The following is a 12,532-nucleotide window of genomic DNA, read 5'->3' as shown; positions in this document are numbered from 1 at the left end:
TAGTTATGAAATCATATCCAAAAGAACTCACCAGAAAAAAATAATGTTGCTGAAAGAACTTTTTGGTATCTAAATGGAACAGGTAAACCCCAAAACTACAAGCCATACGGGCATCTTATACTTTTTTCCTTTTATTCTCTCTCTTAACGTATCATTCATCCCATAAATATGCAATGCTTAATTTTTAAGAGCTGTTAGCTTGAGTTTTTTGTGTAAGTTGTTGTAATTTATGAGAAATTTTCATTGGTGGCAAAATAGGATTTTCTAAACTACGAGTTTCAGGTGGCAAACTAGCAACAGAAATAGCAGTACGTTTAGCGATCGCTTCTAGACTTTCTGATGTTTGCAGCATCTCCCCATTTTTAACTACTTGTATCATTAATTTTACAAAAGAATCAGTATGAGGTTCTGTTTGACTCAATACATCTTCAGCCATTAACCCCAAATAATCTTGTTTCAATTGACCATTTTCCAAATATCTATATATTTGTTTTCGACCAGGATAACTAACTTTTCCAGTAGTATTTTTCATCGCAGGAATACCATCTATTTCTACCAGTTTATAAACTCCATTCACAGGAACACCAGTTACCAACTTAGTACCAATACCATATCCATCAATACAAGCATTTTCCTTCTGAAGTCTAGCTATTTCCCACTCATCTATATCTCCACTAGCAAAAATCCTCACTTTTGGCAGTAGCGATCGCACCTTCTGGGACAATTCAACCAAATTTCCAGAATCTAACCTGACCCCACTTATCTGCATTTCACCCTGTTTAACTCGTCGTGCCAATAAACGAGTAGCTGATAAAGTATCATAAGTATCTATCAATAAAGTGGCTGTAGGGAAATATCGCTGAAAACTTTTAAAAGCATCCTCCTCACTACCTTCCACTGCAGATATTGCCATCACCAAAGAGTGAGCCATCGTTCCTACTGGTTTCCGACCTAATTTCAAGGCTGCCAAAACATTAGAAGTAGCATCCATTCCTCCTGCCAAAGCAGCACGAGCAGCCAAAACACTAGCTTGGGGACTAAATGCACGTCTTGTGCCAAATTCTAGTAATTTGGTGCTATTTCCAGCAATATCCCGCATTCTCGCTGCTTTTGTTGCTATCAGGGTTTGGTAATTCATTGTATTTAGTAGATATGTTTCTACCAACTGCCCTTGCCAAAGCGGTGCTTCTATCCGCAGTAGGGGTTGATTTGGAAAAATGGCTGTTCCCTCTTTCACCGCCCATACATTTCCAGTGAATTTAGCTTCTGCTAGTAAGGACCAAAATTCACTAGGGGCATTAGCAAAAATTCCCGTTGACTTTAAGGCGTCAATTTGCTCAGAGCTAAATCTAAATTTCTCGAGATAGTCTAATGCTTGTGCTAAACCCATAGCAATGAGATAGCCAAAACCTGTAGGTAGTTTTCGCACAAATAGCTCAAAACTAGCTTGTCGTTGGTCTATTTTTTCTCCAACATAGCAAGCTATCATTGTTAATTGATAGAGGTCTGTTAACAAGGTGTAATCTTCTGGAGATAGAGAAAGTTCTAGATATTCTTGTACCATTTAAAAATTCTTGGTAGTTAGGAAACCCGCAGTATTTTAGTTAAAGTCTGAAAAACGCACAATTTATAATTTTGGGCTCGTTTGCTATTTTACTTGAGTTCATTCATGGTTATTGACTGGAGAACTTCTTATTTATATGGCTGTTATTTTTATTATAGTTATTCTTACTATATTTGTCTACTGATGAGTTATTATTAAAGATAATAATGAGATTTATCACTAGTATTGAATGCTATCATAAACTACTCAAAGGGTGACCAAAATTTCTACAACTTTAAAAAAGTAATCCTACCCACCGAAAGTATCAGGACTGAAGCAAACAAGCCCAGAAACCAGATTTTTTTTGTAGATATTTATCGTACCATGAGTGAAACAAGAATGTAAGAATAATAAGGGCAATTAAAAAACTTGATAGGAGATGTATTTTTGACTAAAAAAATAAGTTATGAATTAAAAAATGGTATTGAAGCTATTTACAGCAGATGAGCAAGCAAATGACCTACAGGGTAAATGGTGAAAATATTGTAGTGCCATAACTTGCCCGCAATTTGTGTACCTGACTGGCAACGAGAGCCGCTGTATTTTGATTTCTGAGTCCTAACTTCTGATTTTTTACCGAAAAATTGGGTTGAAAACCTCTCGCGCTTATCAGGGGACTTTTAGTTGCTTTTAGTCCAATGTTATCCTGAATGTTAATTAACTAGTCGTGCACAGGCAGTCCGAGATACAAAATGAAAGCGGAGGCACCACTCCCATCCCCTGCTGGGAGGGGGCAAGAGTGGTTATAGTCTGCCCGAGAGGGGAGTGCGTGCTAAGTGTAAAACGTCAACTTAGCTTTAGACTTTGGCTGGCAAAAGCCTCCCGCCTAAAAGCTTGGGGAGGATGTCAAATTACATTTTGTAGCGTTTATAGGTTGGTTATAGCAGTCGCCAAGGCGGTTATGACATTCTTGCGCTTCTGAAATTTAGTAACAATAAGAATGTAGGGGCAAATGGCCATTGTCCTGTACCTCTAGCTTCTTCCCTTCTAACTTTAGCCATATAATCTAGTTTGAAGGTATGACTTGATCAAGAAGTATGACCTATTCTGAAGGTATAACTATTGTGTATAATCAAACTTACACAATGGGCTGTGGTTTGATAGACTAGCTTTATTAATTGAGCAGAATCATCCCCCAGGAAATTAGTATGGCTTTGGTTAATAGCATTGATGATTTGAGAGTTAACTGTATTTGTTGTAATATTTCTATTGTATACAAATTGTTCATTATATTATATTGAAGTTGAGGTTTTTGTGTCTCCTATTTAATGTCAAAATTTGTGCTGCTTTTCTATTATTAATTTAAATTGGAAAGTCAGCATTTTTATATGGAAACACATCTTAATTTTCCGGGGGTATGGAAATTATGTTAGGATGGAAATTTATTTTTAAAATTGCCAGAGTATTTAAGGAAAAAATTAGTCTTATGGTATTCTGTATTATGGGTAAATTATCCCACAAAAAAATTAATTACCTTATAGCATAGAAACTATTGTAAATAGAAACTATTGTAATAAGTTACTTTCTGGAGTAGGTCAGACAATTAATGTTTATATTGCCCTAAATTAACTCAATGATATTAAAGGCTTTGAGTTTATACATAATGCTAATATTAACAATAATGTATCTATCTATCTTTGAAAAAAATAGACACTTTAAGTTAAGTAAAAATGATTTATTTGAAATTAAAAATACATGAAGATAAAAGCAATACCAGTTTTGCTTAAACTTGGTATATTTGTGATGTTTACAGATAAAGTTACTGATCGATATATATGTGATACAAGTGGTAAAGTTAAACTATCATTAACTTTACGAGTAACTCAAACTACTATAAATATTTTGTCTGATTATAATTCTAATTTTCAGCATTCTGTATTGTCATAGAAATTTTTATACTCGTTAAATACAAAGTTCTATATTTTAGGAAACAAGAAAATGAAAAGACAACTGTACTTAGGCACCCAAATAAGAAACCGGGTTTATTGCTCTGATTATTGTTTTTCTGCAGTTTAGGGAAATTTCGTTTTATAATCAGGTTTCTGGGTAAGTCCTAGCTATATAAAACTTTGAATCAGAAAAAAAGTAGGAATTAAATGAACCTCATAAATAAATACATGAGATTCATTCAAAAAAACTTCACTAAGAAATTATCTAAATAAAAATGGCACAACAATCTGACAGCAATAATTCCGCTAACAAATCCAGTCCACAAATAGTAGCTTCTCGAACTTTTATTAACTGGTTAGAAACTGAAAAAATTAGTCTAGCATTTAGCACTTATAAAACTTCTAGATTACTTTTGCTAGGAGTTAATCCCCAAGGTGAATTTTCTGGCTTTGAGCGTTTGTTTAATCGTGCCATGGGATTATATGCTACTTCAGAACGATTATATATGAGTTCAAAATATCAACTGTGGCAGTTAGATAATGTTCTCCAAAAAGAACAATTTTACAATGGTTATGATAAACTTTATGTTCCCAGAATAGCTTATACAACTGGGGATTTAGATATTCATGATATTATTGTTGACAAGAATGACAGAATCATTTTTGTTAGTAGCTTATTGAACTGTTTAGCTACAGTTAGCCATAAAAATAGTTGTACTCCCTTATGGAAACCACCTTTTATTTCTGACATTATTAATGAAGACCGTTGTCACCTAAATGGTTTAGCAATGGTAGAAGGAAAACCTTCATATGTTACTTCTGTTAGTACTTCAGATGTAATTGATGGTTGGCGAGAAAGAAGAAGGGATGGTGGTTGTGTAATTGATATTGCATCAAACGAGATTATTATGAGTGGTTTATCCATGCCTCATTCCCCCAGATTTTATCAAGGAAAGTTGTGGTTATTGAACTCTGGAAAAGGTTTTTTTGGTGTAGTTGATTTAAATACGGGTAGGTTTGAACCGATAACTTTTTGCCCTGGTTTTTTGCGAGGTTTAGCTTTTTGGAAAAATTGGGCGATCGTAGGATTATCTAAACCCAGGGATAGAACTTTTTTGGGTTTAGAATTAGATGAAAATTTATTTGCTAAAGATGTGAAACCTCGTTGTGGTTTAATGGTAATTGATATTAATACAGGTAGTATAGTTGAATGGTTGCGCTTAGAAGGAGTAATTACAGAATTATACGACGTACAGATATTACCAGGAGTTCAACGACCAATGGCTTTAGGATTTCAAACAGATGAAATTAGTCGTCTGTTGACTTTGGACCCAATGGAATTTCTTTTGGAAAAAGAATAAGTAGTTTGTTAGAAAAATACAAATTTTTTTTACAAAGTGTGTAAATAGAGAAACTAATTTGCCAGAATATAAATAGATAATAGGGTACAAAAAAATCATGAAGGACATTTTATGGCATCAGCTTATGTTTTTTGTCTAGTTATTGGGGGAGTGTTTGTTGCACTTTCGGCATTTGCAGGTCTAGATGGTGTAGACTTTGATCAAGACTTTGAGGCAGACCTAGAAATAACTGACCAAGGAGATAAACAAGGTAATACCTCAATATATCAATATGGTCGGCGGCTATGGCTACCATTATTTAGTTTAAAATTTTGGACTTTTGGGAGTTGCTTTTTTGGCTTAACTGGAGTTTTATTACACTATCTTTCTCCCAACCTTTCACCAAAAATAATTGCTATTATTTCTATAATTGTTGGTATTTTATGTGGCACAATTATGGCATGGGTATTACATACTCTAAAAAATAGTCAGGTTAATAGTTTGGTGCGTAGTAATGATTTAGTCGGTCTTTGGGGAACGGTTGAGATTCCTTTTGATAGAAATAGTAAGGGAAAAATTAGAGTAAGTGTTAAGGGATCTGTGGTAGCATTTACGGCTTTTACTGAAGAAAACAGGGAGTTTACTAAAAAAGAAAAAGTATTTATAGTAGGAGTAGAAAATAGTAGGGTATTGGTAGTATCAGAAGATTCCCTAGCTAGATCTTATGATGAGAAATCTTAGAATTTTTTTGCTAAGAAACGAATCAAGATGAAAAATCAAACTCTAATGCTAGCTTATATATCAGTGGCAGTGAAAATATTTGGCGGGATGTTAATAGTATTTTTGTTGTGGATTTTTCGCTAAGGAAAAGTTATAAATAGTCTGGTTACTCCTCAAGGTTTGTTTGGTTTAACTTGCACTGTAAAAATTACATTTAATACTAATAGTAGGGGTAAAGTCAACCTAAATATTAAAGAATCTAGTCTTGAGTTAATTGCTCGTACAGAACAATCTAAATAATTTACTAAGGGGGAAAGAGTATTTATTATTAAGTATGGAAAATAATTAGGTATGGGTGGTTTAAAAATCATCTTTTTACTACAATAAATAAAAATGAGTAGTTAATGATACTAAATTGTCATTTTAAAAAATTGATAATTTATTTCAAAATAAGTTATTCAGGAAATATAGCTCATGCAAAATAGATTTTTAGAGTCAGAAATAAACAAAATACAAACTGTAGAAATAGCACAAGCTCCTAATGTAATAGATGGTAGTCAAACTGATAATTTGAAAGGTGAAAATTCTACTTTACCCATAGCTCTATCTATATTTGGAGTATTAATACTCATCTGGTTTATCAATACATTTATACAAATTTGTAAACCTAATGAAATTCTAATTTTATCCGGTCGTAAACGTCGACTTAAAGGAGGACAAACAGTTGGTTATCGCGTAATCTTTGGTGGCAGAGCAATTCCCATTCCCATTCTGGAAACAACTAAAACCATGGACTTGCGAACAATGCCAGTGCCGGTGGAAGTGCGCAATGCCTATTCCAAAGGAGGTACTCCATTAAATATTCAAGCTATCGCTAATATTAAAGTTTCGAGTGATCCGAAAATAGTAGGCAATGCTATAGAAAGATTTCTCGAACGCGATCGCTCAGAAATTACCCGTGTTGCCAGAGAAACCTTAGAAGGAAACCTGCGAGGTGTTGTTGCTACTCTTACCCCAGAACAATTAAATGAAGACCGTCTCCAATTTGCCGAACGTATTGCCGAAGATGTAAGTCGCGACTTAATTAAATTGGGTCTACAACTCGATATCCTGAAAATTCAAAGCATTTCTGATGACGTAGACTACCTAAACTCCATCGGTCGCAAACAAATTGCTATGGTTCGCCGAGATGCAGAAATTGCTGAATCTAATGCTCAAGCAGAAGCAGACCAGGTAGAAGCAGAGTCCAAACGAGAGTCAGAAATTGCTAAAACTCAGGCAGCTACATTGATAGTTCAGAAAGAAAACGAACTTCGTAAAATCAAAGCTGAATTGGAACAGCAAGCGCGTTCGGAAGAAGAACGAACTATAGCAGCAGGCAAAGAAGCTAGAGCGAGAGCAGAACAATTATTGCAAACATTTCGCGCCGAATTAGAAAGGTTACGTCTGGAAGCAGATCAAGTCTTGCCAGCAGAAGCGCAAAGGGAAGCTAAAGAATTATTAGCTAAGGGAAATGCCACTTCACTCTCGGAAAATGCTAAAGCTGAAGCTTTAGTTAACGATATACTTTCGTTAGTTTGGCAAGAGACTGGTAAGGATGCTGCTGAGTTATTCTACTTACAGCAGATTAGCATGATTTTGCGGGAGTCTGCTAAGATTCCAGGGCAAGTTAAACTGGAAAATATTAATGTTATTGATAGTGGGGATGGTAAGTCGATCGCTAGTTTAATAAATGCCTATCCGGAAATCTTCCGCCAGTTCCTCAAAAATGTTAATCAAACTCTTGGCATTGATGTAACAGGAAATTTAAGCAGTCATAATAGTAAAAAAGTTGAATTTATGGGAACTCAAAAATAGAGTTTTTTTTATTTGATAATTTGCTTCATAAACCTTGATAATAGGTATTTTTTACAAGCAGTTTCAATGAAAAAAATGGTTGTATTTATAGAGATGAAAAATAAACTTTATTTAACTATCTTGCTGTCAGTAAGTATATTAAAGGTACTAAAATTTACAGCACTTTTAAGGAGAGTAAGGTACAGTTTAATACTATTCTCTATTCCCTATTAGGCCAAGAATATAAATTACTAAATAAAGTTGAAGCTAACACTATTGGGTGAGGAGAGAGTACTCATAATTCAGAATAAATAGTTAAAATATTCCTTTTTAATCCAAGGTAAATCTGATTAAATTACCTTAAACAGTAACACAAAATTAATTACACTTATATGTGATACTGAACTTTTTGTACTATAAAAATTAGTCAAACTAGACTAGGTAAACAATGAGTGTAATGCTGCTGAATTAATCCCCGATTATTTATAAAAATTATTTTTTCAGCCTTGGTATTACTAACTAAAATTACGGAGTCAAAAAATAATGGAAATCATATTAGCATTACTGGCAGTTTTCGGATTAGGCTCTGGTGCGGGTCTCTTTGTAATTCGCAATCTTTATTACATTTGCCAACCAAGTGAAGTCCTAATTTTTGCTGGTAGTCGTCACCGTGTTGGAGACAGCAAGCAAAAAGTGGGATATCGTTTAGTAAAAGGTGGTAGTAGTGTTCGTGTACCTCTATTAGAACAAGCTTTTCGCATGGACTTGAGTAATATGATTATTGAACTCAAGGTTAATAATGCTTATTCTAAAGGTGGTATTCCCCTGACAGTGGAAAGTGTGGCAAATATCAAAGTAGCTGGGGAGGAACCTACGATTCATAATGCGATCGAACGGTTGCTAGGAAAATCTCGCCAGGAGATCGAAAAACTAGCTCAGGAAACTCTAGAGGGAAATTTGCGCGGTGTTTTAGCTTCTTTGACACCGGAACAGGTGAATGAGGATAAAATTGCTTTTGCAAAAAACTTACTAGAAGAGGCAGAAGACGACTTAGAAAAGTTAGGTTTGGTATTAGATACTCTGAAAATTCAGAATATTTCCGATGAAGTGGAATATCTTTATTCTATTGGTCGTAAGCAACAGGCGGAACTTGTACGAGATTCTCGCATCGCTGAAGCTAAAAGTCAGGCTGAATCAATTATACAGGATGCAGAAAACCAGAGAAATACTGCTCTCAAAAAGATTGAAGCTGAAATTGAGATTGCTCATGCAGATGCAGAAAAACGGATTCAAGATGCGATAACGAAACGGGAAGCTGTGGTAGCTGAGGCAGAAGCAGAGATAGGAGCAAAAGTAGCACGAACTAAGGCTGAGGTAGCGGTACAGCACGAGCAGATCAAACAAGTAAAACAAAGGTTACAGGCGGATGTGGTGGCTCCGGCAGAAGCTGAATGTAAGCAGGCGATCGCTCGGGCTAAAGGAAATGCTGCTGCTATTGTGGAACCAGGGAAGGCACAAGCTGAGGGTATTCGCAAGTTGGCGGAATCTTGGAAAGCAGCAGGTGCAAATGCACGGGATGTTTTTCTGTATCAGAAGTTGGAAGAGTTGCTAAAGATTATAGTGTCTACTGTCCCTGAGGTTGAGGTAGATAATGTGACTGTAATTAATGCTCAAAGTGGGAGCAATGCTACAAAAATGGCTGCTTTCTTTGAGGAGTTAAAGCAAACTGCTGGTATTGATATACCTGCTACTGTGGAAAATCTGACAGCAGGGAGGGATACATCGCAAATTACTAGTCAGAAGTCAACGGATTAAGAAGTTAAATTGTTGTGTAGCAGAGAAGATGCTAGCGCTACATATAACTAGATACAAAAAATGATACTTTGTAGGGACGTTGCATAAGGACGTCCCTAATTTGTGGTTTACTAATTATAAAAAGTGTTGTCAAAATCTGTTACAGGACACCATTTTCAATCTGTTAATATAGTAAGTGTTTGAATTATTAGTGATCGCCTTTTAATGTAGATTTTTCTTTTCTTCAAGGGTAAAAGAATTAAAGGTACCAGCATTATATTTACGACTGTTACTGACTTCCAAGTAGGCGCTTAGGAAATTTTGCTAATATCAAAAGTATTAATTTGATACAAATTGAGACATATTTGTGGAGCTTGTGCCTTAGTAGTCCAGTCCGAGCTTTTTGTCTGTATTCACTAGGTTGTAATATAGTTTTGTACCTCAAATTTCTGGAAGCAATGGGGAAAAATGACAAACAGGTTCACCAAAAGGTAAGGGTACGCATTTGAGGGATAATTTTCCGAAATCCTCGTAATAGGGGAAATGCTTGATGTTCTGCATAAGCAATAACAACTGTTGCTAATAGTGCAGCAAAACCTCGTATTGCTCCTATATAATGTTGTCACGGGCTTGGAATCAATAAGTTTACTAGAGGTATGAATATAAATAATCCTGCTGAATTGGAAACTCAACCCATAAACACAGATAATGGGAATATCTATGGGTCAAGGAAATGGTGATTATTGAAAGTTTTCAGACTGTGTAATCATAAAATATTTATTCATGCTAATTTGACTTACAACACTTTTCTTCCCTTGTGAGGTAAAGTAATGGTAATGAGTGAGTCTATAAAATAATGTATCAGAGGCGATCGCTAAAGTTAAAGTAATAACTGAGTGATTTTGTTAAAATCAAATTCAGAAGAAGCTATTTGCTCAACTTCTAGGTTGAAAAGATAGATCTAAAAACTATCAAATTGTTCTTGAGATTGGACTTGCCAAAAGAAATGCGGTTTCTGAATTCTACCGCATAAGTCCTGGAAATTTTGAAGTTTGAAATTGCTTCGGACGGAAATCTGTTAGTTTTCCTTAGTCCTGTCTCTCCTAATGATTATCCGCATGTTCAAATTCATAAACATAAAACAGTCTGATCAACTGTTGCAATTTATATCCACTAAAAGCAAATAAAGCTGCACCTCCTAAAGCAAACCAAAACCCTAGTGGAGGAAGTGGAAAACCTGAAACCGATGTTCCCGTTTCAGTTATCGTTGCTGTTGCTACTTGAATAGCGATCGCCCGCGCATCAATAATTATACCCAAACACAGACACAAAACCGCCACAACATAAGTCAAAATCTTGAAGCGATTAATGTTTTTGAGTGCATTTTGACAAACCATACAATTTTTTGTGTGAGTTTCCCACACATCAAAAAGCTTACGTCTGTCATATTCTGGTGTTGGTAGTTCAGGGTTACATTCTTTACTCCAGGGTATCCCACCTCCAGCACGTTTCTCTAACCATTTGCGGAAAGTAATAACCATTTTATCTTGGGGGTTAGGTGTATAGACAGCATCCAGGTATTTTTCTTCCTGTTTATTTGCCAAAATTTTCTCTTGGTAATGGAGAAAGACTAAATCTTGATGTAAAAATAGAGGACCTAACAGATGATTCAACCATTCAGGCATAGGTAAACCAAAGAATGCTAGACCTTTACCTCGCTTTCCTTGCTCGTCCTTTACAAATACCTGGCATCCAATGGTACGACACCAACCAGGGCGAGAGGGGCTAGCATACAAAGCGAAAATGGATTTTCCCCCATTCTCAAGTTCAGAGACAATTCTCATGTGACAGGGTGGTTGAAAATCATGGATAGCTTGTTTGACACCAGGTGTATTTATTGGTTGGATTTTAAAGGAGAAGCCTTCCTGGGTAGAAAATTCCCTAACTCGAATCATGTCATAATATTTATTATCAGTATACCTACTACCCATAAGTCCGTGGTGTGAAACGGGAACATGAGCAGGATCTGAAACATTTTCCATAAAGAAATCCCAGCCGTAAGGAAGTTCCCGCATATTCCAAAATTGTTTGACAACTCTGTCTGATGGATTTTCCAATTCAGGAACAACCCTAGGTTCCCGTAACTGACTTTCTGCTTGAGCTTGTTCTCCTGACTCTGGCTACACCCAAAGCAAACCTTGACGTTCCTGGGTGGGATAGACAGTTGCACAAGATTTACTATTGGCACAATGTTTGGCTTCAGTTTCTTTGTCTTTAGACTGAGGAATGCTGACACATTTTCCCTCAGAGTTAAACCGCCAAGCGTGGTATGCACACAATAAAGTGCCATCTGACTCTACCCTACCTTCGGACAAAGGAACAAGTCGGTGAGGGCAAACATCTTCAAAACAAGACCATTTTCTGCCACTATCCCGCCACAGAAGTAGATTTTTCCCTAGTAACTGGAATGGAAATGGCCGAGATGGGTCAGTGTGGTTCACAACTGCAACTGGATACCATTGTTTTGTCCACTGGAATGTTTTTGTTTCTATTTTTTCTTGAATGTCTTGTTAAAAAAATTTTTCTGTTACCATGGTTAGTTCTTATTTTAGAAGTTTCAGTCTACTAGAAATGAATCCAGATGTTATTCCACCCAAAAGTTATTATACAAATAATTTGATGTCTTTTTTTTGCCCTGATTAAATTTTTGATTTACATGACTTATCCACGGGTAATCTATTTCTGTGATGACGAGGGACAGGCTTCGGGTGGCGGTCTATCAGCATAGTTATATCAAGCAAATCTCACTGGTTGAAAAGCTAGTCAAAAGCTATATATAGGAGGAGATTTGCCAAATAATATGAAGAATGCTTCAACTAAAAGAAACCCTCCATTTAGTTGAAAAATAGTTCTAGTGCGATAGCAAATAATATTAGAAAAAAGGTAACTCTTATTAATTTTAATTAGTCATAAAAAATCAACAATTGTACAGTGTATTAATCTTTGAGATGGCTTGAATTCATTTTTTATAATAGGGTAACTTATGATAATTTAGCCTCATTAAATTTTCTACCCATTCTTGGATAAAACCATCATAAAATATCTAAGAAAAAACATATAATTCAAGCCAAAAGCTACTATACTCTCAAGCAGTTTTCTATTTGACTTGGACTATTATTCAGTTAAACCTGTAAAAACTTTGATACATCTATTTTCCAGCTTGCTTGTCACCCCGTGAGATGAGACATACCTTTACCTCTTTTTTCTGGTGAAATAGGAAAAATATCTTCAAATAACTTCCATTCTATGTTACTTAATTCTTAAATCTACCTGGCATTTTCTTTCAATTT

General features: G+C 35.5%; 7 protein-coding genes. 4 read left to right on the top strand and 3 right to left on the bottom strand.

Features of this window, described 5'->3' with window-relative positions; genetic code table 11:
• Positions 1-184 precede the first annotated feature (184 nt).
• A complete protein-coding gene (locus TERY_RS01470; RefSeq protein ID WP_011610189.1) occupies positions 185-1,564 on the bottom strand; it encodes a nicotinate phosphoribosyltransferase in 1,380 nt (459 codons plus the stop codon).
• Between the two features lie 2,203 nt (positions 1,565-3,767).
• Between TERY_RS01470 and TERY_RS01460 the strand changes: the two genes are divergently transcribed.
• The 4 genes from TERY_RS01460 (at position 3,768) to TERY_RS01445 (ending at position 9,203) form a co-directional block, all read left to right on the top strand.
• Entirely contained in the window at positions 3,768-4,853 is a 1,086-nt protein-coding gene (locus TERY_RS01460; protein WP_011610188.1) for a TIGR03032 family protein, read from the top strand.
• Between the two features lie 111 nt (positions 4,854-4,964).
• Positions 4,965-5,573, top strand: a complete 609-nt coding sequence (locus tag TERY_RS01455) for a hypothetical protein (RefSeq protein ID WP_011610187.1) — start codon at positions 4,965-4,967, stop codon at positions 5,571-5,573.
• A gap of 453 nt (positions 5,574-6,026) precedes the next feature.
• On the top strand, positions 6,027-7,409 hold the full coding sequence (locus TERY_RS01450) for an SPFH domain-containing protein (protein ID WP_011610186.1): 1,383 nt from the start codon (positions 6,027-6,029) through the stop codon (positions 7,407-7,409).
• A gap of 522 nt (positions 7,410-7,931) precedes the next feature.
• Positions 7,932-9,203 (top strand): SPFH domain-containing protein, encoded by a 1,272-nt coding sequence (locus tag TERY_RS01445; protein WP_011610185.1) that lies wholly within the window; start codon positions 7,932-7,934, stop codon positions 9,201-9,203.
• A gap of 1,082 nt (positions 9,204-10,285) precedes the next feature.
• Here TERY_RS01445 and TERY_RS01440 read toward each other — a convergent pair.
• Both TERY_RS01440 and TERY_RS35935 read right to left on the bottom strand, forming a co-directional pair.
• Complete coding sequence (locus TERY_RS01440; protein WP_370496406.1) at positions 10,286-11,299, bottom strand: hypothetical protein; 1,014 nt, start codon at positions 11,297-11,299, stop codon at positions 10,286-10,288.
• Positions 11,300-11,362: 63 nt separating this feature from the next.
• On the bottom strand, positions 11,363-11,734 hold the full coding sequence (locus TERY_RS35935; protein WP_370497367.1) for a Rieske 2Fe-2S domain-containing protein: 372 nt from the start codon (positions 11,732-11,734) through the stop codon (positions 11,363-11,365).
• Between the last annotated feature and the right edge of the window lie 798 nt (positions 11,735-12,532).

The organism is Trichodesmium erythraeum IMS101, assembly GCF_000014265.1.
In the GTDB taxonomy this organism is placed as follows: Bacteria; Cyanobacteriota; Cyanobacteriia; order Cyanobacteriales; family Microcoleaceae; genus Trichodesmium; species Trichodesmium erythraeum.
Note: the sequence above shows the minus strand (reverse complement) of the source record. Positions and strands in the feature narration are given on the sequence as shown.

Excerpts from the sequence above, each read along its gene's own strand:
- TERY_RS01470 (WP_011610189.1), bottom strand. The coding sequence starts at position 1,564 with ATGGTACAAGAATATCTAGAACTTTCTCTATCTCCAGAAGATTACACC.
- TERY_RS01460 (WP_011610188.1), top strand. The coding sequence starts at position 3,768 with ATGGCACAACAATCTGACAGCAATAATTCCGCTAACAAATCCAGTCCA.
- TERY_RS01455 (WP_011610187.1), top strand. The coding sequence starts at position 4,965 with ATGGCATCAGCTTATGTTTTTTGTCTAGTTATTGGGGGAGTGTTTGTT.
- TERY_RS01450 (WP_011610186.1), top strand. The coding sequence starts at position 6,027 with ATGCAAAATAGATTTTTAGAGTCAGAAATAAACAAAATACAAACTGTA.
- TERY_RS01445 (WP_011610185.1), top strand. The coding sequence starts at position 7,932 with ATGGAAATCATATTAGCATTACTGGCAGTTTTCGGATTAGGCTCTGGT.